Here is a 24,524-nt window from a genome sequence, read left to right as displayed (position 1 = left end):
TTTATGCTGGAGTTGTTGTTTCTGTTGTTACCTGTCGCGGCTGCCTACGGCTGGTATATGGGGCGCAGAAATGCTCAACAGACAAAACAGGATGAGGCAAACCGGCTGTCACGTGAATACGTCGCCGGGGTTAACCTTTTACTGAGTAATCAGCAAGATAAAGCGGTTGATCTGTTCCTCGATATGTTGAAAGAGGATACCGGTACCGTTGAAGCGCACCTCACTCTCGGCAACCTTTTTCGTTCTCGCGGCGAGGTTGACCGCGCGATTCGTATCCATCAAACGTTAATGGAAAGCGCCTCACTTTCCTATGATCAGCGCCTGCTGGCAGTCCAGCAACTTGGACGCGATTACATGGCCGCCGGAATGTACGATCGCGCGGAAGATATGTTTAACCAATTGGTGGATGAAACCGATTTTCGAGTCGGTGCGCTCCAGCAATTGCTGCAAATTTATCAGGCGACCAGCGAGTGGCAAAAAGCTATTGATGTCGCTGAGCGGTTGGTGAAACTCGGCAAAGACAAACAACGGGGCGAAATCGCGCATTTCTACTGTGAGCTTGCGCTGCAGCAGATGGGTAATGAAGAGATGGATCGGGCCATGGCATTGCTGAAAAAAGGCGCCGCCGCCGATCGTGACAGTCCGCGCGTTTCTATCATGATGGGCCGTGTGTTCATGGCCGATGGCGATTATGCAAAAGCGGTGGAAAGCCTGTTACGTGTTATCGACCAGGATAAAGAACTCGTCAGCGAAACGCTGGAAATGCTGCAAACCTGCTATCAGCAATTGGGTAAAAATGATGAGTGGGCGGCATTTTTACAGCGTTGCGTGGAAGAAAACACTGGTGCGACTGCCGAATTGATGCTGGCAGACATTATGGAGCGCCGCGATGGGCCTGACGCGGCGCAGAGCTATGTTACGCGGCAACTGCAGCGGCATCCCACCATGCGCGTTTTCCATAAACTGATGGATTACCACCTGAACGAAGCCGAAGAAGGGCGCGCCAAAGAAAGTCTGATGGTGCTGCGCGAAATGGTGGGCGAGCAGGTGCGCAGTAAGCCCCGTTATCGCTGCCATAAATGTGGTTTCACCGCGTTTACCATGTACTGGCATTGCCCGTCTTGCCGTGCGTGGTCGACCGTAAAACCGATTCGTGGCCTTGATGGCCAGTAATTTTTAAAAACGCCATCATTAGTTACAACATACTGTTAATGATTTTTTGACTATGCAGCATCTGCGCTGGTATTCGCTTAGCAGCAAAAAATCGAACCTGTTATTTCCACGCGCTCGCGGGTAGAATGCTCGCCGTTTATTCTTCTCGCGCCTGAGCGGGTACCCTCATTTCAGAAGGTCTGATCATGACGTCCACTGTTTTATCGACTTCCCGCACCGTTACTGCTTCCCCGATTGTAGTAGCACTTGATTACGATAACCGCGACACGGCCATGGCGTTTGTTGACCGTATCGATCCGCGTGATTGCCGCCTGAAAGTTGGCAAAGAGATGTTTACTTTATTCGGGCCGCAACTGGTGCGCGATCTGCAACAGCGCGGCTTCGATATCTTCCTCGATTTAAAATTCCACGACATTCCGAACACCACAGCGCACGCCATTAAAGCAGCCGCTGATTTGGGCGTCTGGATGGTGAATGTCCATGCTTCCGGTGGCGCGCGGATGATGACAGCGGCAAAAGAGGCGCTGCTCGCATTTGGCAAAGATGCACCGTTACTGATTGCGGTCACCGTATTGACCAGCATGGAAGCCAGTGATTTACAGGATCTTGGCATCAACGCATCGCCTGCAGAGCATGCGGAGCGGTTGGCTCGTCTTACGCAGCAATGTGGCCTTGATGGCGTTGTTTGCTCCGCGCAGGAAGCTGTGCGTTTTAAGAACGCATTAGGCAAGGAGTTCAAACTGGTCACGCCAGGAATACGCCCGGTCGGCAGCGAATCTGGCGATCAGCGCCGTATTATGACACCGGAACAGGCACTTGCTGCAGGTGTGGACTATATGGTGATTGGCCGTCCGGTTACGCAGTCTGCCGATCCGGCAAAAACCCTTAAAACGATTAATGCATCGTTGGGAATGGGGGAATAATGAACGACGACAACAGCCGTCTGGTCTACTCAACCGAAACCGGGCGCATTGACGACCCTAAAGAGCAACATACGCGCCCGAAAGGTGATGGAGTGGTACGCATCCAGCGCCAGACCAGCGGCCGCAAAGGCAAGGGCGTATGCCTGATAACGGGCATTGATGAGGATGATGAAGCACTGACTAAGCTGGCCGCAGAATTAAAGAAAAAATGCGGCTGCGGTGGTTCGGTGAAAGATGGCGTCATTGAGATCCAGGGTGATAAACGTGATTTACTGAAATCATTGCTGGAAGCTAAAGGAATGAAAGTGAAATTAGCAGGTGGTTAAGCCTGAAAACAGAAAGGCCGCGGTAATTACCGCGGCCTTATTATTTACACTGTGAAACGTAGACCTGAAAAAGAAAGTATATTTATTTTTTATTGTCGCCGTTTAAATGACCAATTACTTACCAACCTGGTGACCGATGATACCGCCGACAGCTGCACCGCCCAGCGTACCGAGCGTGCTACCGTCCGTCAGCACAGCACCGCCAAGCGCACCCGCACCCGCACCGATTGCGGTATTACGATCGCGTTTAGACCAGTGACCACAAGCGCTCAGAGACATTGCCAGGGTAACTGCCAGTACTGCTGCGGCCATTTTTTTGCTTGTTAACATCATCATACTTTCTCCTGAATAATCGATTCACGGAAGAATGTTCTCTTTAAGTATAGTGCCTGTGAGCACACCTAAAGATTCCCCGTGAAACCTTGCTGCGCAGGAGTAATTCAATCACGTCAGTGATAGTCACTTCCTGTTATATCGCTAATAATAATTTTACGCGCAGACCGGTAACAAGACAGGTAAATAGTCTTAATCTAAACGTCAGAATAGTCTCAGATATGAGGGAGATAGCCCGCGCTGGCAGGCTAACAGGATCAGCGAAACCCGCCCGTGTTAACGATATCGACAATCAGGCCTTTTTGTTGCAGTTGAAGATGTGCTTCCGGTTTAAGGGCTGAATCGGTGATCACCCGCTGAAAGCGTTCATCCGGGCCAAGTGTATAAGGATGGACTACACCAAACTTGGAGCTATCGGTAAGCACAATCGCCTCGCTGCCTTTTTCCAGCACCGCATTGACCACGTCAGTACGCATCATGTCGCGCCCGGTAAAACCCGTTTCCGGTTGCCAGCCGTCAATCCCGATAAAGGCTTTGCTGAAATGCACCTGCTGAATGTACTGGCGAGTCAGCGGGCCGACCATGCTTTCACTCTTTTTCTGATAAATACCGCCAAGCAAGATCACTTCACACAACGCCTCTTTGAGCAGATGAGCTATATAACTGCTCACGGTGATAATGGTGATATCACGCTGTTCACCCAGTTTGCGGGCGAGGAGGGCATTGCTACTGCCATTTTCAATAAATACGGTTTCACCAGAACTCACCAGCGATGCCGCAAAATCAGCCAAATCTCGCTTCACGGTGTAGTTGTTCATCATGCGAGTTTCAACATCGTCACTGTCCAGCGGCACAGCAAAACCATGTGTACGGCGCAAATAGCTTTGTTTTTCGAGCGTATTGAGATCCTGGCGAATCGTCACTTCAGATACCCCGGTCATACGCGCGAGGTCTGTAACGCTCATTTGGCCTTTGTCGATGACCGTCTGCAAAATAAGTTGTTGTCGGGAATTCATAGCCACAAATTTCTAATAATGGTTTAGAGAACGGAAATCGCCAGCACGCGGGTCGCATTCCCGGCTGCCGCGTAATGGCGAAAATAAGGGTATTTAAATTTCCCAGGGCGTTTTCGGCGCACCTGAAGAGGCCGCCTTATCGTTGTTATCGAGATCCAATAATTCCGCTTTCAAAATTTCCAGGTTACGAATGGCGGATTGGTAATCCCCCGCAACCAGAATATCCAGAACGGTATCTATCCGGCCGGCAAGGTGTTTCACGTCGATGTCTGCCATTTCTTCACCTTTATGTCGAAAAACGAATGAATTCAATGATGCAGAAAACAGTTTAAAAAGAGAAGAAAAAAAAGGAAATCTCAAAAACTTATAAGCGCCAATTATATATTCATTACGCAACAAAGAGCTGGCTCTGGCGGTGGATTAGTCTTGCAGTGCGCGCAATGCGCTTTTATTACCGGAGGATAAAGCAATGACGATTATCAACCAGACCACCTGCAAACTGTTTACTGATGATGAACGCTTTACGCAGCTTTCTGGCTATTACGAGGAGGAACGCCGCACCGTATGGATGATGCTGCGCGCAAGGCCAAGACCATGCTTCAACCATGCGTTAATTGAGGAGATCATGAATATTTCCTGGCTTGTCAGACAAGCGGGATTTGCCGTTGATTTTTGGGTAACCGGATCGTTAGTCCCCGGCATGTTCAACACCGGCGGCGATCTACAATTTTTTGTTGATTGTATCAAGAATGGCCGACGCGAAGCCCTGCGTGCCTATGCCCGCGCCTGCGTGGATTGCGTTCACGCCGCGTCAAGAGGGTTTGACACGGGTGCCATCTCGCTGGCGATGGTCGAAGGCAGTGCGCTGGGCGGCGGTTTCGAAGCCGCGCTGGCGCACCATTTCGTGCTGGCGCAGCGCGACGCACGGCTCGGTTTCCCGGAAATTGCCTTTAACCTTTTTCCTGGTATGGGTGCGTACTCATTGGTGGCGCGCCGTTCGGGAATGAAACTGGCGGAGGAGTTGATCTACAAAGGCGAGTCGCACGCCGCAGAATGGTATGAATCGCAAGGGCTGGTGGATGTCTCTTTCGAATCCGGGCAGGGATTTCTTGCGACACGTACCTTTATCGATACCCTGCAACCCCGGTTGAACGGTGTGCGGGCAATGCTGCGCGCCCGGCAGCGCGTTTTGCAGTTACCACGCAGTGAACTGATGGATATTACCGAAGACTGGGTGGACTCGGCTTTCTGTTTGCAACCGAAAGACATTGCTTATATGGAACGTTTAGTCCTGTTACAGGATCGTCACGCTGCGGTGGCGCTTAAAGCGGGCTAACGCGATTTACGTGCCTGATAACGCCTGAACCACCGCTCGAATACGGCAGCGGGCATTGGTTTGGCAAATAAAAAACCCTGCCGTTCATTGACGCCATTCTTTGTAAGAAAGGCGTCTTCTTTTGCATTCTCCACACCTTCGGCAATCACCTGCAAATTAAGCGCTTGTGCAACGGCGACAATCGCCCGCACCAGCGATTGTGATATCGGCTGCTTATGCACTTCGCGGACAAAAGATTGATCGAGTTTGATAGCATCCAGCGGAAAGCGCGCCAGTTGTGAAAGGGACGAGTAACCTGTGCCGAAGTCATCAAGATGCACCTGCGCGCCCAGGGCACTGAACTGCTGAATAACCGACAACGCCAGCTCCTCGTTTTCAATCAAACAACTCTCGGTTAGCTCCACATCGATTGGGCAATATTCAAATTTAAGATCCAGCAGCGCTTGTTTCAGATCGCTGAAAATCGTCTGATCCGCCAGTTGACGCGCAGAGACATTCACCGCGACGCGAACAAATATGCCTTTGTCGCGCCATTTCGCCACTTGACGCACCACATCCAGCATGACCCAGCGTCCCAGCGGCACAATCAGGCCAGACTCTTCGGCATACGAGATAAAGTCCAGCGGCGGGATCAGGCCGCGCTCCGGCGATTGCCAGCGTACCAGCGCTTCAAGGCTGCGCACTTCGCCGCGCCAGGTGATCTTCGGCTGGTAGTGGATCACCAGTTGCTCTTTATCCAGCGCTTTACGCAGATTGGTATCGAGCCATAAATATTCAAATACACGTTGATTCATTTCCGGCGAGAAGACGCAAAATTTGCCGCGCCCACTCTCTTTAGCGGTATACATCGCTGTATCGGCGTTACGGATCACGCTTTCCCGGTCATTACCGTGCTGAGGGGCCAGTGAAATGCCCAGCGAACAGCCGGTGTAAACTTCGATAAGACCGATACGGAATGGTTGGCGTAAACGGGTCAGAATGCGCGATGCCATTGCTTCCAGCAGGCTCTGTGAGGTGTCTGTTGCCAGCACGATAAACTCATCGCCGCCGAGCCTGGCAAGCACTTGGCCTTCATCCAGGCAACTTAATATGGCCAGCGCGACCGCCTGCAAGAGTTGATCGCCGAACATATGGCCATAGGCATCATTCACTTTTTTAAAGTTATCAAGGTCGAGGTAGACAACACCGACCTGCGTTTCTCCGCGCGCGCTTATCGCATCGCTAATTAACTCATGAATGGCATTGCGATTGGGTAAACCGGTAACCGTATCGGTGTTGGCGAGAACCCGCAATCGCTCCTGCGCGCGCCGCTCTTCGGTAATATCTGTACCGGAGCAAATGAGGTAAATTTCATTTTTACCGCTGCCGCTGTGGACAAACTTATTGCGAAACAGAAATAAGCGCTGGCCTTTACGGGTTTTAACCCAGCGTTCAACCTCATACGGCGTACCGTCACGAAAAAAACCGCTGATGTTGCGTTTTGAGGCCACTGCTTCGCTGCGGCTCATAAACAGTTTAAAAACGTTTTGCCCAATAACCTCTTGCTCTTTCATGCCGGTGTATTCTTCGCTCAGGCGATTAAATCGCTGAATATTGCCGTGCTTATCGAGGATCACGATCACTGAATTCGCTTCGGAAACAACTTGCTCTGCGAAGGAGAGGCTTTGCACCAGATCGCGCGCCACTGACGTTGTATCGTGCCAGGCCGACGCGCTACCGGCCCAGGCTTTGCGGGATATCTTTCTGCCGACGAGGTGTACGGCAACGTCTTCGCCGAATAAAGAGAGATGCATCGATAGGCTGGACGTAATGACCGTCATCTCGCGGATACGCGCTGCTTGTTCGTCGCTCAGCGCAACAACCTGGCTGACCTCGGCGTTTTCGTCTGGCGCAAAGTGCAGGGCGTTACTGTCGGCGGTTAAACGCCAAAAGGGGCTTGTCGAACCCAGGTAGCGAAACAGCAGGTTCTGTTCCTGAAAGTCTTTCATGCAATCTCCCAACCCACATAAAAGCGCAACGGGGACACAATTTATTGACGGATAACCGCCTTTTTAAAGGGGGTAATCAGGCATGAACGTGTTGTTTCTTCTTGGAATGTTTTGTTAAAAGCCGGCCTGGTATCGACAAAATGATGTGTAATAAATAGTATAAACCCGCAGTAAACAAACAGTTGCCTGAGGTTTTATTGTGGTCGCTTTTGCAGGATTGTGGGAAGAATTCAGAAAAAAATGCGCGTGATATCGCAACAGTGATTTGGCGCCTTCCAGGGCTGGAAAGCGCCATGATTAAAAACGTTACAGCACCGGGCGGGCAATAACGCTGCGGGTTTCCATCCGAACTTCCGCAATCGTGACATCAATAACGTCGGTCACTTTAAAGACGGTTTCACCTTTAATTTGCACGGTGCCGTTTTCCTGGCTGCACACCAGCTCATCGCGTACCGCATGAATAAACGGCGCCGGAATAAAGGCAACGGCACCATTATCCACCAGACGTACGCGCATACCGCCGCGGCTGACATCGATAATTTCCGCCGCGAAACGGGTATCGGTACCGGCTTTGTTTTGCAGGAAACGGGCGTAGAGCCAGTCACCGACATCGCGTTCAGCCATACGGTTCAGGCGACGGCGTTCAGCCATTTGCACTGTGACATCGTCCTGTGGGCGTTTCGGCGTTTCGCCTTTGATAATCGCTTTCAGCAGACGATGGTTGATCATGTCGCCGTACTTACGGATAGGCGAGGTCCAGGTCGCGTACGCTTCCAGGCCAAGGCCAAAATGCGGGCCAGGTTCAACGCTGATTTCCGCGAAGGACTGGAAGCGGCGAATGCGGCTATCGAGGAATCCTGAAGGCTGCGCGTCCAGCTCGCGACGCAATTTGCAGAACCCTTCCAGCGTCAGAACTTCTTCGGCATCAACATGCATACCGTGCGTCTTCAGCATCGCGGCCAGTTGTTCGCTGTTCGCCGGGTCGAAACCGAGGTGCACGTTATAAATACCAAAGCCGAGCTTGTCGCGAAGCACGCGAGCAGCGCAAATATTGGCGGCAATCATTGATTCTTCAACAATGCGGTTAGCAATGCGGCGTGGCTCGGCAACGATATCCAGCACTTCGCCTTTCTCGCCCAGCACAAAGCGATAATCCGGACGGTCTTTAAATACCAGTGCGTGGCTCTGGCGCCATTGGGCGCGCAGCTGGCTAACGCGCTGCAGCAGGCGGATCTGCGCCGCGATAGCATCATTTGTTGGCTGCCAGTTGCCGGTATTTTCCAGCCAGTCGGAGACATCGTCATAAGCCAGTTTGGCTTTCGATTCGATGGTCGCCGCGAAAAATTCGATATTGTCTTTAATCGCGCCGTCTGCATCCAGTGTCATTCGGCAAACCAGCGCAGGACGCACTTCGTTCGCGCGCAGAGAGCAAAGATCGTCAGACAGCTCGCGCGGCAGCATCGGAATATTGAAACCCGGCAGATAGTTGGTGAAGGCGCGGATCTTCGCAGCGTCGTCGAGCTTGCTGCCTTCGGCAATCCAGGCGGTAGGATCGGCAATTGCCACGGTCAGTTGCAGTTCGCCTTCAGCGGTCTGTGCAACATACAGCGCATCGTCCATATCTTCGGTGCTGGCGCTGTCGATGGTGACAAAATCCAGCGCGGTTAAATCTACACGCTGCAGGCCGTCATCCAGCATCTCGGTCGCCACGCCATTTGGCGCTTCTTTTTCCAGATTATGGCGTGCCAGAGTAACCCACCACGGCACAAAGTGGTCTTCGGCGAAGGTAATAAACTGCGTCAGTTCAGCGTAGAAACCACGATCGCCTTTCAGCGGATGGCGACGCATTTCAGCGACGGCCCAGTCGCCTTCTTTGAAATCATGCTCAACGCCACGGGCGGCGCGGCAAGGAATAGCATCTTTTAGCAACGGATGATCCGGCACAATAGAGAGACGATCGTCTTTCTTTTGCACTTTGCCAACAAAACGGGTCAAGAACGCCTCGACCAGCTCTTCAGGCTCCGCGCTTTCACGGTCTTTATCGCTGTGGATGACGGCAATAATTTTGTCGCCGTGCATCACTTTCTTCATCTGCGGCGGCGGAATGAAGTAGCTTTTTTGCGCGTCGACTTCCAGAAATCCAAAGCCTTTTTCAGTGCCTTTTACAACACCTTCCGCACGCGGAGTTTGGGAATGAAGTTGCTGTTTAAGCTGCGCTAGCAGCGGGTTGTCCTGGAGCATAATTATGTATTTTCGTGGCTAAAAGAGCGGCTGACAGTTTTACGCGATTCTTCCTGTTGCGGCAAGCGCTGTTTCTGCAAAATCATGCTGTGCAACTGGTGGCAAGAGCACTTACACAGCGCTATACCCGCCTGTCACGACAAGCTTTGCCCGAGGGCGATATGCAGCCGGTTTAACCAGCCATTCAGCGCACAAGCGACAAGCAAGCTCATTGCCGCCTGGCGGCTGTAGCCTTGTTCCTCAAGCTGTAAAAATTGCGCGGGGCTAAACCTGTCCGGCGCGCAGGTAAGCGTCTGAACCGCTTGCACCAGAGCGCTCTCTTTGTTTTTCCCCGCCAGCACGCGATTGAGCTCGCGGCTGCCCGTGCGCAGTGCCTGCGCCAGTAATTCATCGTCATTGCCACGTTGCACACGTTGGGTAAAACAGCTCGTGCTGCCGTTGATGCGCGCGGTGTAGGCCGCCACCAGCCAACTCTGCTGTTTATTGGGACTGGTTTTTGCCACCTGTTCGCTCATTTCGCCCAGTTCATTGAGCAGCAGATGTTCATGGGCCAACAAGGGGGCTAGCAGGCGTAATTCCGGCAGTGGTTGCCAGCGAGCAAGTGACTCCATTTGCGGCGCATTTGCACTACGCAAATCGACAATATCGATACCGGGCTGCCATTGTGTGGCGGTATGGCTAAAAAGTGCGGCGTCCGCTTCTTGCTGGGTTTCCATGCCGGGTATAAACCGCACCGGTTGGCCGAGCGATGCCTGCAGAATAGCGACAACGCGCGCCTGAAAAGCAACAAAGCCGATGATCTGATTGATGATCACCAGGTCATAGAAAGTCAGGCCCACGTCTTCTAACTGTTGCCGCGCACGTGCGTCGATAACCGAGGGAGAGGCGGCAAGCAGCCGTGCATGCTGGGTAATTTGCGCCAGCCGGTAGTTGCTCTCCCGTGACGAGTCCGGGCCGGATAACGGCGCCAGCCGCGCTGCATAGTGATTGCATAACCGTTGAACGCCGAAAACCTGCGCTGCCGTAAGGGCTGTACTGAGCCGGTCATAGGCGCTGAAGGTGCGTAAACGGCTGGTGTTTACACGCTGCGGAAATAACAGGGCATAGAGTTTGCGCGCGGGCGAGACAATGCCTTCAAGGTCGGCTTTTTGTTTCTCCGGCAGGGCGAGGTCGAGCAGAAAAGGGTCGTTTACTGTGGCCGCTTCGGGAACCAACGGTAGCGCATGTGCACGGCTGGCACTTGACTGGGTCTCATGATACCAGTGGCTTTTGCCTTCAATCCGGCGTTGTTCCATGGTCGTTCCTTGGTCTGAAAGTGGCGATCCGGATACGACGGCATATCATTGTCGCCGGATCTTTTTTGCTGCTTAATCCTGGCGTAATGAAGGGGAGGGATGAAAGATTGTTAGGTGATAATAAATATCAGAATGGCATATCGAAAAACGCCCCTTCAGGAGAAGGGGCGGTGGGGATTATTTAATTTCCAGCTCGTTCATGGCAGCGATATTGAAACCACCGTCCACATGAACCACTTCACCGGAGATACCGGCAGAGAGATCGGAGCACAGGAACGCGGCGGAGTTACCCACGTCCTCGATGGTCACAGTACGGCGAATCGGGGTAACCGCTTCGCAGTGTGCCAGCATTTTACGGAAATCTTTAATGCCGGAGGCGGCCAGCGTACGGATCGGACCGGCGGAGATTCCGTTAACACGCACGCCTTCCGGACCCATCGCGTTCGCCATGTAGCGGACGTTTGCTTCCAGAGAGGCTTTTGCCAGACCCATTACGTTGTAGTTCGGGATCGCACGCTCAGCGCCCAGATAAGAGAGCGTCAGCAGCGCTGAACCCGGATTCAGCATTTCGCGGCAGGCTTTCGCCATCGCCACAAAGCTGTAGGAGCTGATGTCGTGGGCGATTTTAAAGCCTTCGCGGGTTACCGCGTTCACGTAGTCGCCATCCAGCTGATCGCCCGGTGCGAAACCAATGGAGTGAACGAAACCGTCAAACTTCGGCCAGGTTTTTGCCAGGTCGGTGAACAGGGCATCGATGCTTTCATCTTTAGCGACATCGCATTCCAGAACGATGCTGGAACCCAACTGGGCGGCAAACTCTTCAACGCGGCCTTTCAGCTTGTCGTTCTGGTAGGTGAATGCCAGTTCAGCGCCTTCGCGGTGCATAGCCTGTGCGATGCCGTATGCGATGGACAGTTTGCTGGCGACGCCAGTTACCAGAATGCGCTTACCGGAAAGAAAACCCATAGCTCTAATCCTTATATTCATTGTTGTGGCGAGCGCCATCATATGGGGCGATCGTCGTTAAAACGCGGCGATTCTATCATGAGTCGCCGGATGAGTTAATCCGACCACTGAAACTATTGAATCAGCGGTCTTTTCGCCAGGCATCGGCTGTTAACGCTTCGCCAAAATGCCCGGCAATTAAACGTTTTGTTAAATCATGCAGCGGCGAGGCGAGCACATCGGCGGTGCTGCCGCGCTCGACGACTTCACCCTGATGCATAACCAAAACCTGATCGCTGATATGTTTCATCATGCCGATGTGCTGGGTGACATAAATATAAGAGATACCCTGTTTTTCCTGTAATTCCAGCATCAGATTAATTAACTGCGAACGCATCGACATATCCAGTGACGCCAGCGCTTCGTCAGCAATAATCACCTTCGGACGCAGGATTAATGCGCGCGCCAGTCCCAGGCGTTGTTTTTGCCCCGGTGCCAGCATATAGGGGTAATAACTGACATGATCCGGCAACAGGCCGACCATGCGCAGCGTCTCAAGGATGCGCTTCTGGCGAACTTCCGGCTCAAGATCCGTATTCAGACGTAACGGGAAATCGAGGATTTGCGACAGTCGCTGACGCGGGTTCAGCGAGGTGGTCGGATCCTGAAAAATCATGCGAATGTGCTGGCTGCGAAACGTGTAATCGCCGTAATGCAACGGCTTATCGTCAATCACCAGTTCGCCGGAAGAAGGCTCGACCATTCCGGCCAGCATTTTCGCCAGCGTTGATTTACCGGAACCGTTCTCACCAATAATTGCCAGCGTCTGTTTTTCCCGCAGAGTAAAGCTCAGCGGTTTAACCGCTTCAACGGTCTGGCGGCGGAACCAGCCAGTGCGATAACGGAAGGTTTTGCTCAGATTGCGCACTTCAAGCAAGGTTTCGACCATCTCACTCACTCTCCATATTCAGCGGGAAATGGCAGGCGAAGAGATGATTTCTTGCACCGGCTAACCGCGGCGTTTCCACACATTTACGCTGGGCGTAAGGGCAGCGAGGCCCCAGGCGGCAGCCGATCGGCAACTGCTCCAGCAGTGGAATTGCACCAGGCATCGTATTCAGGCGGCTTTTATGCGGCATCGCGCTGCCGAAATCCGGGATCGCGCGAATCAACGCCTGTGTATAGGGGTGATGAGGTGTGGCGATCAACTCTTCGCTCGGCGCGGTCTCTACGGTCTGGCCGCAATACATCACATTGATACGATCGGCCCATTTGCTCAGCATCTGCAAATCATGGCTGATCAACATAATGGTGGTGTTGTTGTTCTGATTAAGCCTGTCGAGCAGGCGAAAAATTTGCGCCTGGGTGGTCGGTTCCATTGCGTTTGTTGGCTCATCGGCAATCAGCAACCGCGGCTGGTTGGCCAGCGCGATGGCAATCATCACTTTCTGGCATTCACCTTCGGTCAGCTCATAAGGAAAACTGCGCATCGCATCTTTGTGATCCTTAATGCCAACTCGGTGCAGCAATTCAATGGCGCGGCGTTTTCGCCAGCCAAAACGCTGCCACAGACTACCTTTCCACGTCCAGCCGGGGATGTTCTGCATCAGTTGTTTGCCAACGCGCTCAGACGGATCGAGACAGGATTGCGGTTCCTGAAAAATCATTGATACGTTGTGGCCCATTAGCTTGCGCCGCTCGCGTGCGGAGAGCCGCAGTAGATCGATATCATCAAAGCGCATACGGTCTGCGGTGACGCGCCAGTTGTCTTTGGTAACGCCGCAAATCGCTTTAGCAATCAGACTTTTGCCGGAGCCAGACTCGCCAACCAGCCCGCGAATTTCACCTTCTGCCAGCGTCAGGCTGACGCGATCGACTGCTTTTACCCAGTCTTCACCGGTTTTCACCTCAATGGTGAGATTACGAATATCAAGAAGCGGCATTATTCCACCCCCGCCGTGATCGCGCGGCGAATACCGTCGCCAAGAATATTAACCAGCAACACGCTCACCATAATTGCCGCGCCTGGCAGCATTACCGTCCACGGCGCAACATAAATCAGTTCCAGCGCGTCACCGAGCATGGCACCCCATTCCGGAGAGGGGAGTTGCGCGCCCAGGTCGAGAAAACCGAGTGCGGCGATATCGAGGATCGCCATCGACAGCGCGCGGGTAATTTCTGTCACCATACCTGCGGTAATGTTCGGCAGCACGGCAAACCACAGAATATTCATGGTCGAAGCGCCATCAAGTCGCGCGGCGACCACATACTCTTTTTCCAGTTCATCATGCACCATGCTGTAAACCGAACGCACCATGCGCGGCAGCAGCGCCAGCCAGACGGCAAACATCGCGTGCGAAAGATGCGGGCCCGCGAACGCCACCACAATAATTGCCAGCAGCAGTGTAGGGAGCGACAGCAGCGTGTCGAGAATATGGTTCAGCACCGCCGAGCGCAGGCCGTGGGTGCAACCGGCGAAAACGCCAAGCGCCAGCCCGCAAAGGGTTGCCGCCAGCGTAACGACAAAGGCGCCGCCCACCGTTGGCGCTGCGCCACTCAGCAAACGGCTTAATACATCGCGCCCCAAATCATCTGTGCCGAGGAAAAACGAAACATCGCCATAGCGCGACCAGGAGGGTGGCAGCAATTGATAACCGAGGAATTGCTGGTCAATGCCGTAGGGCGCAAACCAGTGACCGAAAATACACAGCAGCAGCAACGCGCCGCAGCCATACAGGCCGATCATCGCGGTGGTATCACCATAAAATTTGCGCCATGCGGTTCGCAGCGCGCCAGGCGGGCGTTTTTCGCTGTAGACGCTATCGTAAGGCATACCATTCCTTATGTTTCAACGGATTAGCCAGTGCGCCGAGGATATCGGACAGCACGTTCACAATAATAACCAGTGAGCCTACCACCATTACGCCTGCGGAAATCGCCGCGTAGTCCTGCTGGCGAATCGCATTAATCAACCAGCGTCCCAGGCCCGGCCAACTGAACACCATTTCGGTGATCATCGCCAGCGTCAGCATGGTGGAAAATTGCAGGCCGAGGCGCGGGATCACCGGTGGCAGGGCGTTGTGCAAAACATGGCGGCGCAGAATCGTTAGCCGCGAAAGGCCGCGCGTCGCCGCCGCTTTGATGTAGTTTTTATCAAACACGTCGATGGTGCTGATGCGCATCAGGCGAATAACTTCGGTGGTCGGTGCCACCGCCAGCGTTAATACCGGCAACACCACATGACGTAACGCGCTGATAATCATCTCTTCGCGCCACGGCGAATCGGAGAGCCACGCATCAATCAGCGAAAAACCGGTCACCGTTTTGACTTCGTATAGCAGGTCAAAACGACCCGACACCGGCAGCCAGCCTAAATTCAGCGAGAAAAACAGGGTTAAGAGCAGCGCCAGCCAGAACACCGGGATTGAAAAGCCCAGCAGCGCAAAGGCACTGATCATTTTATCCTGCCACTTGCCGCGCATCACACCGGCTAGCATCCCGACCGGAATGCCTACCAATAATGCGGAGCCAAACGCCAGCAGGCACAGCTCCATAGTGGCCGGAAACACCTCTTTAAGCTGTTCTGAAATCAACTGGCCGTTAATACTGGAAACACCAAAATCCCAGTGCAGCAAACCGTTAAACCAGAATACCCAGGCATTCCACAGCGAAGCGCCCTGAAGCGGGGCGTGGGGCGTAAAATAGCTCAGGCTAAAGCCGACGAACGTCAGTAAAAAAAGCGTGACCAGCAGCAATAACAGGCGGCGCAGGGTAAAGATAATCATGGTGGCGAAACCTCTTGTTTTTCCCGCGAAACACCAGCAAAAGAGGCGCTACCAAACGGGCTCAGCACCAGGCCTTTAATGTCATAGCGATACGCCTGCAAACGCAGGGAAGACGCCAGCGGCAGCACCGGTAATTCACGCGCCAGTATTTGCTGCGCCTCATCATAATCATCAATACGGGCGGCAAGCTGCTGCGAAGCCAGCGCTTTTTGTAACACCTCGTCGAACTCACGGTTGCACCAGTGTGCGAAATTAGTCTGCGAGTTAATTGCCGCGCAACTGAGCATCGGGCGGAAGAAACTGTCCGGATCGTTACTGTCCGTTGCCCAGCCGGCAAGGGTTAAATCGTGATTCATATCCATCAGTCTCGCTTCCTGGAAACGGCCTTCGACCGGGACGATCACCACTTTAACGCCAACCTGCGCCATATCTGCCTGAATCAGCTCAGCGGTTTTCAACGGGCTTGGGTTCCATGCCTGTGAACTGGTCGGCACCCACAATTGCAGCGTCAAATTTTCCAGCCCCAGCGCTTTCAGGCGTTCGCGGGCCTGCGCCGGATCGTACTCGGTGATCTTCGCTTCGTTGTCATAAGCCCAGGAGGCACGCGGCAGTATCGAGGCGGCGGTTTCAGCGGTTCCGTAGTAAATCGACTGCATCAAACGCTGATTATTAATGGCCAGCGCCAGCGCATGGCGCACTTCCGGGTTATTCAGCGGCGGTTTGTTGGTGTTAAACGCCAGATAGGCAATGTTCATGCCCGGGCGTAACGTAAGTCGTAAACGCGGGTCATCGCGCAAAATCGTCAACTGGCTGGCGGCAGGCCAGGCCAGCACATCGCACTCACCGGTTAACAGCTTAGACAAGCGCCCGGTGCCGCCGGAACCAAGATCGACAACCACTTGTTGCATCAATGGGTTACCACGCCAGAACTTTTCGTGACGTTGTAACCGAATATATTGCCCGGCACGGTATTCATCCAGTTGATAAGGCCCGGTGCCGACCGGTTGTCGGTCTAGCAACTCCTGGTGATCGCTTTTCTCTAACTGGGCGGCGTATTCCGCCGACATCACCGAAGCATAGTGTGTCGCCAGATGCCATAAAAAAGAGGCATCCGGTTTTTTCAGGCGGAATTCAACCGTGCGGTTATCGAGTTTACGCACGCTGTCGACAGAATCGGCAAACTGCAAGCTGTCGAAATAGGGAAAGTTACCGCCGTTGACGTTATGCCAGGGATGATTGCGCGAGAAAATGCGCTGGAAGGTGAAGACCACATCATCGGCGTTCAGTGTGCGGTGCGGCGTAAACCAGGCTGTTTTCTGAAAAGCCACGCCGTCGCGCAGGCGAAAGCGGTAAGTCGCGCCGTTATCGAGCACTTCCCAGCTTTCCGCCAGCTCCGGAACCAGCCGGTAAGTATAAGGATCGACATCCAGCAAGCGATCATAAAGCTGTGCCGCCAGCGTATCGACAATCAGGCCGCTGCTGACTTTTTGCGGGTTAAAGGTATCGACCTGACCATTGACACAATAGACAAAGCCGCTGTCGCGAATATCCGCTTGCTCAAAAAGCGGTGTCGCCGCTTGCGCAAGACCTGTCGCCAGGCTTGCGGTCAATAGCAGGGAAGAGAAAACCAGACGCATGATTTTTTCAACGATTTTAAATTCATGTGCAAAGTGTATCGCACTTGCCATGGCTTCGTACAAATGTCTGCTTACGACTGCTGTTATTGTCGGCGATTTCAGCTGATTTGGTGTTTTTTCAGCAGCGCGCGCAGTTGGTGGTAAGTGAGCCCGAGTAACTCCGCCGCGCGTTTTTGGTTAAATTTCGCCTGTTGCAGACTGGTTTGCAGCAGCGTTTTTTCTTGATCGAACTGGAATTTGCGTAAATCCAGCGGCAACGCTGGCAGCTCTGCTGCTTCCCGCCCGGTTTGTGGTGGAGTGGTAATGTCACGGTTGAAAGGATCAAGGATGATGTCATCAAGCGGCGTATCGATGCTGCCGTGGCGGTAAACCGAGCGCTCCACCACGTTTTTGAGTTCGCGGATATTACCCGGCCATGAATAACCCATCAACACGTCGCGCGCGTGATCGGTAAAACCAGGGAAGAGAGGTAATTTCAGTTCACGACACATCTGGATAGCGAAATGATCGGCCATCAGCATGATATCGCTCTGACGCTGGCGCAGCGGTGGCAGGAGCACGACATCAAAGGCCAGTCGGTCGAGCAAATCCGCGCGAAATGTGCCGTCCTGTACCATTTGCGGCAGATCGGCATTAGTGGCGCAAACCAGCCGTACATTGACCTGTAATGGCTGGCTTCCGCCGACGCGCTCCAGCTCGCCATATTCAATCACCCGCAGCAGCTTTTCCTGCACCAGCATTGGCGCGGTGGCCAGTTCATCAAGAAACAGCGTTCCGCCATCGGCACGTTCAAACCGGCCCGGATGGCGTTTTTGCGCGCCAGTAAATGCGCCCGCTTCATGGCCGAAAAGTTCGCTATCCAGCAGGTTTTCATTCAGCGCTGCGCAATTGAGCGAAATGAATGGTCCTTGCCAGCGCGAAGAGAGAAAGTGCAAACGGTTTGCGATCAGCTCTTTACCGGTACCGCGTTCGCCGATGATCAGCACCGGCTTATCGATCGGCGCGAGGCGCGAAACCTGTTCCAGCACCTCAATAAAGCTGTTGGCCTCGCCGAGCAAGTTATCCTTTTGTTCCGACATGATGAAATTCGCCACTAGTTAGTGATATTAACTACTCTAGCCTAAGTTATCGTTGCGGTAAAACTATTCATCTGCTTTATATTCAAAGGGATAAAAAGTTGGCACGGAGTTTGTAATAGTCCAGCAGCAGGGCTGAGCCCGATTACAGAAATCAAGAGGAACAGATTATGGGTATTTTTTCTCGTTTTGCCGACATCGTGAACGCCAACATCAATTCACTGCTGGAAAAAGCCGAAGATCCACAAAAACTGGTGCGTCTGATGATCCAGGAGATGGAAGATACGCTGGTGGAGGTTCGTTCAACTTCAGCGCGTGCGCTGGCGGAGAAAAAACAGCTGACGCGTCGCATTGAACAAGCGAGCGCGCAGCAGGCCGAGTGGCAGGAAAAAGCCGAACTGGCGCTGCGTAAAGATAAAGACGATCTGGCACGTGCGGCGCTGATTGAAAAGCAAAAACTCACCGCGCTGATTGAAACGCTTGGGCAGGAAGTGACGCTGGTGGATGAAAGCCTGACGCGGATGAAAAAAGAGATCGGCGAGCTGGAAAATAAACTCAGCGAAACCCGTGCCCGCCAGCAGGCATTAACGTTACGCCATCAGGCTGCCAGCTCATCGCGCGATGTTCGCCGCCAGCTCGACAGCGGCAAACTGGATGAAGCGATGGCGCGCTTTGAATCGTTCGAACGTCGTATCGACCAGATGGAAGCCGAAGCGGAAAGCCACGGTTTTGGAAAGCAGAAATCCCTGGATCAGCAATTTGCAGAACTGCGTGCCGACGACGAAATCGGCGAGCAACTGGCGCAGTTGAAAGCCAAAATGAAACAAGACAACGAATAATAATAACGGCGGCATCAGAAGATGCCGCTCCTCATCCGCTGTAAGGAGTACACATGAGCACGCTGTTTCTGGCTATACCCCTGACACTTTTCATCCTGTTTGTGTTGCCGGTCTGGTTATGGCTGCATTACAACAATCGCACTTCACGCGGCGAACTTAATCAGAACGAGCAGCAGCGCTTACTCCAGCTTTCCGAAGAGGCCACGAGGATGCGCGAACGTATTCAGGCGCTGGAAGATATTCTTGATGCTGAGCACCCGAACTGGAGAGACCGCTAATGGCAACCCTCGATCTGAATAAAAAATTATGGCGCATCCCGCAGCGCGGAAAAATCGGTGGTGTTTGCGCGGGCATCGCGCAGTATCTGGATATTCGCGTTAAAGTCGTACGTATTCTTGCCATTCTGGCGATGTTTTTCGGGCTGTTTTTCTTTGTCGTGGCGGCGTACATCGTGCTGTTTTTTGTGCTGGATCCGCTGCCGGACAATTATGCCGAGAGCGAAAATGTACCGAGCAGCAGCGAATTGCTGGACGCGGTAGACGCCCAGCTCGCCGCCGGAGAGACCCGTTTGCGCCAGATGGAACGTTATGTCACTTCAGATACGTTCTCGCTGCGCAGCCGTTTCCGTCAGTTGTAGGAGAAAAATATGAATCAACGCTGGCAACAAATTCACCGCAACGTCAAACCCGGTTTACAGATTGTCGGTAAGCTGGCGTTGCTGAGCGCGCTGCGCTTCGGCCCGGCAGGTGTTGCGGGATGGGCGGTCAAATCCGTCGCCCGACGCCCGGTGAAGCTGCTCCTGGCGTTCGCGCTGGAGCCGCTGCTTAAACGCGTTGCGAATAAGTTTTCTCGCCGCTTCCTGTCGCAAAACGAGATAAAATAAGGAATTACGGCTAAAGCTCTAAGGCAAAACGCAATGGCGATGGATCGATTTCGTAACGAATTGAATGCGCTGGTTAACCGCGGAATGGACAGGCATTTGCGTCTGGCGGTGACCGGCCTGAGCCGCAGTGGCAAAACCGCATTTATTACCGCACTGGTTAATCAATTACTGAATATTCACGCAGGTTCACGTCTGCCGCTGCTAAGCGCCGTGCGCGAAGAGCGGCTTCTTGGCGTGAAACGCGTGCCGCAGCGTGATTTTGGTATTCCCCGTTTTACCTACGACGAAGGGCTGGCGCAGTTGTATGGATCGCCGCCGGTCTGGCCGACGCCGACGCGCGGCGTCAGTGAAATCCGCCTTGCGCTGCGTTTTCGCTCTAACGATTCGCTGCTGCGCCATTTCAAAGAGACCTCCACGCTCTATCTGGAAATTGTCGACTATCCTGGCGAATGGCTGCTGGATTTACCGATGCTGGCGCAGGATTACCTGAGCTGGTCGCGGCAAATGACCGGCTTGTTGCAAGGGCAGCGTCAGGCGTGGTCGGCACAATGGCGCGCCCTGTGCGCGGGGCTTGATCCGCTGGCGCCGGCGGATGAAAACCGGCTGGCAGAAATTGCAGCGGCGTGGACGGACTATTTGCATCAGTGCAAACGCGAAGGTCTGCACTTTATTCAACCTGGCCGTTTTGTTCTGCCTGGTGATATGGCAGGCGCGCCTGCGTTGCAATTCTTTCCGTGGCCGGAGGTTGACGGCACCGGAGAAGCGAAACTGGCGCAGGCCGGTAAACACACCAACGCCGGGATGCTGCGCGAACGTTACAACTACTATTGCGAGCATGTCGTAAAAGGTTTCTATAAACACCATTTCCTGAAGTTTGATCGCCAGATTGTGCTGGTCGATTGCCTGCAACCGCTTAACAACGGGCCACAAGCGTTTAACGATATGCGGCTTGCGCTCACGCAACTGATGCAAAGTTTCCACTATGGTCAGCGCACGCTGTTTCGCCGCCTGTTTGCGCCGGTTATCGACAAACTCTTATTTGCCGCCACCAAAGCCGATCATATTACCGTCGATCAGCACGCCAATATGGTGTCGCTGTTGCAACAGCTTATTCAGGACGCCTGGCAAAACGCGGCGTTTGAAGGCATCAGTATGGATTGTCTGGGACTGGCTTCTGTGCTGGCGACGCAAAGCGGCATCATTGATGTGAATGGCGAAAAGATCCCTGCGCTGCGCGGGCATCGTCTGAGTGATGGCGCACCGCTAACCGTCTACCCTGGTGAAGTGCCTGCGCGGTTGCCGGGGCAGGCGTTCTGGGATAAGCAAGGGTTTAATTTTGAGGCGTTTCGCCCGCCGGTGATGGATGTCGATACGCCGCTGCCGCATATCCGCCTGGATGCGGCGCTGGAGTTTTTGATTGGAGATAAATTGCGATGACCGAGCCGCTAAAACCGAGAATCGATTTCGCAGGCCCGCTGGAAGCGGAAAGCAGTGCGCAGTTTAAACGTGCGCAGACTTTTAATGATAAGCAAGCGGAAAACTTTGCTCCCGCCCTGGTTGATGAACTACCGGAAGAGGGGCAAGCCGAGGCGGTGGTTGAGGCTGCGCTGCGGCCAAAACGCAGCCTGTGGCGCAAAATGGTTACCGCCGGGTTGACGCTGTTTGGCGTAAGTGTGGTCGGGCAAGGTGTGCAGTGGGCAATGAACGCCTGGCAAACACAGGACTGGGTTGCACTGGGCGGCTGTGTCGCCGGTGCGTTGATCGTTGGCGCAGGAGTCGGCTCGATTGCCAGTGAGTGGCGACGGCTGTGGCGTTTGCGCCAGCGCGCGCAAGAACGCGATGAAGCGCGTGATTTATTGCATAGCCACGCGACCGGAAAAGGGCGGGCTTTTTGCGAAAAGCTGGCGCGGCAGGCTGGGATCGATCAGGCGCATCCGGCGCTACAGCGCTGGTATGCCGCAATCCACGAAACGCACAACGATCGTGAAATTGTCAGCCTGTATGCGCATCTGGTTCAGCCCGTGCTGGATGCGCAGGCACGACGTGAAATCAGTCGCTCGGCGGCGGAATCCGCGCTGATGGTAGCCGTCAGCCCGCTGGCGATGGTCGATATGGCTTTTATCGCCTGGCGCAATCTGCGGCTCATCAACCGTATCGCTACGCTGTACGGCATTGAACTCGGTTACTACAGCCGCCTGCGTTTGTTCCGCCTGGTGCTGCTGAATATCGCCTTCGCGGGTGCCAGCGAACTGGTGCGTGAAATTGGCATGGACTGGGTATCGCAGGATCTGGCGGCCCGGCTTTCTGCGCGCGCAGCGCAGGGGATTGGCGCCGGGTTGTTGACAGCGCGGCTCGGGATTAAAGCGATGGAACTGTGTCGTCCGCTGCCGTGGCTTGACGACGATAAACCGCGCCTTGGCGATTTTCGCCGCCAGTTGATTAGCCAGTTAAAAGAGACGCTCCAGAAACGACCCGCCGATTAAAAAATCGGCGCTGCGCGCTTACCTTTACGCCGCAGTGCCGCTTTTCTCCGCAAACTGTCAATATTTGTTGACAGATATCTTCCTGCAAACCGCGAACTGGCTTATCATCCCTTCATTACGTGAATGAATAAGGGCGAACTCCCATGCGTCTTGAAGTTTTTTGTGAAGACCGGCTTGGTCTGACTCGCGAATTACTGGATTTACTGGTGCTGCGCGGTATCGACTTACGCGGGATAGAAATTGACCCTGTCGGGCGAATCTACCTGAATTTCGCCGCGCTCGAATTTAACACCTTCAGTAGTCTGATGGCTGAAATTCGCCGCATCCCCGGCGTGACAGATGTTCGTACCGTGCTGTGGATGCCCTCCGAACGCGAACACCGCGCGATGAGCGCGCTGCTCGAAGCGCTGCCAGAGCCGGTATTGTCGCTGGATATGAAAAGCAAAGTGGAACTGGCGAACCCGGCCAGTTGCCAGCTTTTTGCTCTCGATGCCGATAAACTCCGCAATCACAACGCGGTACAGCTGATTGCGGGGTTTAATTTCCAGCGCTGGCTCGAAGGTAATCCGCAAAATTCGCATAACGAACACGTCGTTATCGCCGGGCAAAATTTCCTGATGGAGATAACGCCAGTGCACCTGGAAGGCGAGACCGGCGAACCGGTGTTGACCGGTGCGGTGGTGATGCTGCGTTCGACCATTCGTATGGGGCGCCAGTTACAAAACCTGAGCCAACAGGATCTCAGCGCGTTCAGTCAGATTGTTGCCGTGAGCCAGAAAATGCGGCAGGTGGTGGAACAGGCGCGGAAACTGGCGATGCTCACCGCACCGCTGCTGATAACCGGCGATACCGGCACCGGTAAAGATTTGCTGGCGCATGCCTGCCATCTTGCCAGCCCACGCGCAGCGAAACCTTATCTGGCGCTCAATTGCGCATCCATTCCGGAAGAGTCCGTTGAAAGCGAGCTGTTTGGTCACGCACCGGAAGGCAAAAAAGGCTTTTTCGAACAGGCGAACGGCGGCTCGGTGCTGCTTGATGAGATTGGCGAAATGTCACCGCGTATGCAGGTGAAGCTGCTGCGTTTTCTAAACGATGGTACCTTCCGGCGTGTCGGCGAGGACCACGAGGTGCATGTGGATGTGCGGGTGATCTGTGCAACACAGCGCAATCTGGTAGAGCTGGTGCAAAAAGGGTTGTTCCGGGAAGATCTCTACTATCGCCTGAATGTGCTGACGCTGAACTTACCGCCGCTGCGCGATCGTCCGCAGGATATCATGCCGCTGACTGAGCTTTTTGTGGCCCGTTTTGCCGACGAACAGGGCGTTCCTCGACCAAAACTGTCGCAGGATGTGCATCAGTTGCTCAACCGCTATGGCTGGCCGGGTAATGTGCGCCAGTTGAAAAACGCCATTTACCGGGCGTTAACGCAGCTGGAAGGCTACGAGCTGCGCGCCCAGGATATTCAACTGCCGGATTATGACGCCGCCACGGTGCCGGTGGGCGAAGATGCCATGGAGGGATCGCTGGATGAGATCACCAGCCGTTTTGAGCGCTCGGTGTTGATCCAGCTTTATCGCAACTATCCCAGCACGCGTAAACTGGCGAAGCGGCTCGGTGTTTCGCACACCGCGATTGCCAATAAATTGCGGGAATATGGCTTGAGCCAGAAGAAGGGCGACGAGTAGAAAAGAAAAAGCCTCCATTGCGGAGGCTTTTTTGTTGGCGTCAGGTTAATTAACCTTTCAGCACGTCCAGCGCGGCGGTGTAATCCGGCTCGTTGGTGATCTCATTCACCAGTTGGCTGAAAATAACAGTGTCGTTTTCATCAATCACCACCACAGCACGCGCTGCAAGGCCTTTCAGCGCGCCATCAGAGATGCCAACACCGTAATTTTCGAGGAAGTCAGCACTGCGCAGCGTCGAAAGGGTAATGACATTGCTCAGACCTTCAGCACCGCAAAAACGGGATTGGGCAAACGGCAGGTCAGCAGAAATGCACAGCACCACGGTGTTGTTCATCTCGGTTGCTAACTGGTTAAATTTACGCACAGAAGCCGCGCAAACGCCGGTATCGATGCTTGGGAAAATGTTCAGCACTTTACGTTTGCCAGCGAACTGGCTCAGTGCGACGTCAGACAGATCCTTAGCCACGAGCGTAAACGGCCTGGCTTTTGCGCCAGCCTGCGGGATAGCGCCTGCAACGGGAACCGGGTTGCCCTGAAAATGAACGAGTTGTGACATAATA

General features: G+C 53.9%; 25 protein-coding genes. 11 read left to right on the top strand and 14 right to left on the bottom strand.

Annotation, left to right across the window (positions count from 1 at the left end):
- Positions 1-3 precede the first annotated feature (3 nt).
- From lapB to yciH, 3 genes are all read left to right on the top strand, one after another.
- Positions 4-1,173, top strand: a complete 1,170-nt coding sequence (gene lapB, locus ACFX4U_RS03220; RefSeq protein WP_313507710.1) for a lipopolysaccharide assembly protein LapB — start codon at positions 4-6, stop codon at positions 1,171-1,173.
- A gap of 185 nt (positions 1,174-1,358) precedes the next feature.
- Entirely contained in the window at positions 1,359-2,096 is a 738-nt protein-coding gene (gene pyrF, locus ACFX4U_RS03215) for an orotidine-5'-phosphate decarboxylase (RefSeq protein ID WP_313507711.1), read from the top strand.
- Positions 2,096-2,422, top strand: a complete 327-nt coding sequence (gene yciH, locus ACFX4U_RS03210) for a stress response translation initiation inhibitor YciH (RefSeq protein WP_313507712.1) — start codon at positions 2,096-2,098, stop codon at positions 2,420-2,422. The genes pyrF and yciH overlap by 1 nt, the downstream gene beginning before the upstream one ends.
- A 114-nt stretch (positions 2,423-2,536) precedes the next feature.
- Here yciH and osmB read toward each other — a convergent pair whose 3' ends face one another.
- The 3 genes from osmB to ACFX4U_RS03195 all read right to left on the bottom strand — a co-directional run bounded on the left by osmB (position 2,537) and on the right by ACFX4U_RS03195 (position 4,047).
- Positions 2,537-2,755, bottom strand: coding sequence for an osmotically-inducible lipoprotein OsmB (osmB, locus tag ACFX4U_RS03205; protein WP_025263597.1), 219 nt, complete (start codon positions 2,753-2,755; stop codon positions 2,537-2,539).
- A gap of 257 nt (positions 2,756-3,012) precedes the next feature.
- Positions 3,013-3,771, bottom strand: a complete 759-nt coding sequence (locus tag ACFX4U_RS03200) for a DNA-binding transcriptional regulator YciT (RefSeq protein WP_044489347.1) — start codon at positions 3,769-3,771, stop codon at positions 3,013-3,015.
- 93 nt (positions 3,772-3,864) lie between these two features.
- Positions 3,865-4,047 carry a hypothetical protein gene (locus ACFX4U_RS03195; protein ID WP_016495882.1) on the bottom strand — a complete coding sequence of 61 codons (183 nt, stop codon included), beginning with the start codon at positions 4,045-4,047 and terminating at the stop codon, positions 3,865-3,867.
- Positions 4,048-4,240: 193 nt separating this feature from the next.
- Between ACFX4U_RS03195 and ACFX4U_RS03190 the strand changes: the two genes are divergently transcribed.
- Positions 4,241-5,107 (top strand): crotonase/enoyl-CoA hydratase family protein, encoded by an 867-nt coding sequence (locus ACFX4U_RS03190; protein ID WP_313507713.1) that lies wholly within the window; start codon positions 4,241-4,243, stop codon positions 5,105-5,107.
- On the opposite strand, the gene pdeR is transcribed toward ACFX4U_RS03190, so the two are convergent.
- The 10 genes from pdeR to pspF form a co-directional block, all read right to left on the bottom strand.
- Positions 5,104-7,095, bottom strand: coding sequence for a cyclic di-GMP phosphodiesterase (pdeR, locus tag ACFX4U_RS03185; RefSeq protein ID WP_305735942.1), 1,992 nt, complete (start codon positions 7,093-7,095; stop codon positions 5,104-5,106). The genes ACFX4U_RS03190 and pdeR overlap by 4 nt on opposite strands.
- A 306-nt stretch (positions 7,096-7,401) precedes the next feature.
- Positions 7,402-9,336, bottom strand: a complete 1,935-nt coding sequence (locus ACFX4U_RS03180; RefSeq protein WP_313507714.1) for an exoribonuclease II — start codon at positions 9,334-9,336, stop codon at positions 7,402-7,404.
- A gap of 134 nt (positions 9,337-9,470) precedes the next feature.
- Positions 9,471-10,631: a CMD domain-containing protein gene (locus ACFX4U_RS03175; protein ID WP_313507715.1), complete on the bottom strand. Its 1,161-nt coding sequence runs from the start codon at positions 10,629-10,631 to the stop codon at positions 9,471-9,473.
- Between the two features lie 177 nt (positions 10,632-10,808).
- Entirely contained in the window at positions 10,809-11,597 is a 789-nt protein-coding gene (gene fabI, locus ACFX4U_RS03170) for an enoyl-ACP reductase FabI (protein ID WP_305735945.1), read from the bottom strand.
- 121 nt (positions 11,598-11,718) lie between these two features.
- The gene (gene sapF / locus ACFX4U_RS03165; RefSeq protein ID WP_016495888.1) at positions 11,719-12,525 is read right to left on the bottom strand and encodes a putrescine export ABC transporter ATP-binding protein SapF; all 807 of its coding nucleotides are present in this window, start codon (positions 12,523-12,525) and stop codon (positions 11,719-11,721) included.
- Position 12,526: 1 nt separating this feature from the next.
- Complete coding sequence (gene sapD, locus ACFX4U_RS03160; protein WP_017457203.1) at positions 12,527-13,519, bottom strand: putrescine export ABC transporter ATP-binding protein SapD; 993 nt, start codon at positions 13,517-13,519, stop codon at positions 12,527-12,529.
- The gene (gene sapC, locus ACFX4U_RS03155) at positions 13,519-14,409 is read right to left on the bottom strand and encodes a putrescine export ABC transporter permease SapC (RefSeq protein WP_025263598.1); all 891 of its coding nucleotides are present in this window, start codon (positions 14,407-14,409) and stop codon (positions 13,519-13,521) included. The genes sapD and sapC overlap by 1 nt, the downstream gene beginning before the upstream one ends.
- Entirely contained in the window at positions 14,396-15,361 is a 966-nt protein-coding gene (gene sapB, locus ACFX4U_RS03150; protein ID WP_016495891.1) for a putrescine export ABC transporter permease SapB, read from the bottom strand. The genes sapC and sapB overlap by 14 nt, the downstream gene beginning before the upstream one ends.
- Complete coding sequence (sapA, locus tag ACFX4U_RS03145) at positions 15,358-16,998, bottom strand: ABC transporter substrate-binding protein SapA (RefSeq protein WP_313507716.1); 1,641 nt, start codon at positions 16,996-16,998, stop codon at positions 15,358-15,360. The genes sapB and sapA overlap by 4 nt, the downstream gene beginning before the upstream one ends.
- Positions 16,999-17,096: 98 nt before the next feature.
- A complete protein-coding gene (pspF, locus tag ACFX4U_RS03140; RefSeq protein WP_313507717.1) occupies positions 17,097-18,092 on the bottom strand; it encodes a phage shock protein operon transcriptional activator in 996 nt (331 codons plus the stop codon).
- 152 nt (positions 18,093-18,244) lie between these two features.
- Between pspF and pspA the strand changes: the two genes are divergently transcribed.
- The 7 genes from pspA to tyrR all read left to right on the top strand — a co-directional run bounded on the left by pspA (position 18,245) and on the right by tyrR (position 23,964).
- A complete protein-coding gene (pspA, locus tag ACFX4U_RS03135) occupies positions 18,245-18,913 on the top strand; it encodes a phage shock protein PspA (protein WP_313507718.1) in 669 nt (222 codons plus the stop codon).
- Positions 18,914-18,966: 53 nt separating this feature from the next.
- On the top strand, positions 18,967-19,191 hold the full coding sequence (gene pspB, locus ACFX4U_RS03130) for an envelope stress response membrane protein PspB (RefSeq protein ID WP_016495895.1): 225 nt from the start codon (positions 18,967-18,969) through the stop codon (positions 19,189-19,191).
- The gene (pspC, locus tag ACFX4U_RS03125; protein ID WP_016495896.1) at positions 19,191-19,550 is read left to right on the top strand and encodes an envelope stress response membrane protein PspC; all 360 of its coding nucleotides are present in this window, start codon (positions 19,191-19,193) and stop codon (positions 19,548-19,550) included. Before pspB ends, pspC begins: the two co-directional genes overlap by 1 nt.
- Before the next feature lie 9 nt (positions 19,551-19,559).
- Positions 19,560-19,796, top strand: a complete 237-nt coding sequence (gene pspD, locus ACFX4U_RS03120; protein ID WP_313507720.1) for a phage shock protein PspD — start codon at positions 19,560-19,562, stop codon at positions 19,794-19,796.
- Between the two features lie 39 nt (positions 19,797-19,835).
- A complete protein-coding gene (locus ACFX4U_RS03115) occupies positions 19,836-21,233 on the top strand; it encodes a YcjX family protein (protein ID WP_313507788.1) in 1,398 nt (465 codons plus the stop codon).
- On the top strand, positions 21,230-22,279 hold the full coding sequence (locus ACFX4U_RS03110) for a YcjF family protein (protein WP_313507721.1): 1,050 nt from the start codon (positions 21,230-21,232) through the stop codon (positions 22,277-22,279). The genes ACFX4U_RS03115 and ACFX4U_RS03110 overlap by 4 nt, the downstream gene beginning before the upstream one ends.
- A 143-nt stretch (positions 22,280-22,422) precedes the next feature.
- Positions 22,423-23,964 carry a transcriptional regulator TyrR gene (gene tyrR, locus ACFX4U_RS03105; protein ID WP_200550861.1) on the top strand — a complete coding sequence of 514 codons (1,542 nt, stop codon included), beginning with the start codon at positions 22,423-22,425 and terminating at the stop codon, positions 23,962-23,964.
- A gap of 49 nt (positions 23,965-24,013) precedes the next feature.
- Here the strand turns inward: tyrR and tpx are convergent, their stop codons facing one another.
- Complete coding sequence (gene tpx, locus ACFX4U_RS03100; protein ID WP_313507722.1) at positions 24,014-24,520, bottom strand: thiol peroxidase; 507 nt, start codon at positions 24,518-24,520, stop codon at positions 24,014-24,016.
- Between the last annotated feature and the right edge of the window lie 4 nt (positions 24,521-24,524).

The organism is Kosakonia sp. YIM B13588, assembly GCF_042788165.1.
Lineage (GTDB): Bacteria > Pseudomonadota > Gammaproteobacteria > Enterobacterales > Enterobacteriaceae > Kosakonia > Kosakonia sacchari.
This window is presented reverse-complemented; position numbering and strand designations above follow the sequence as displayed.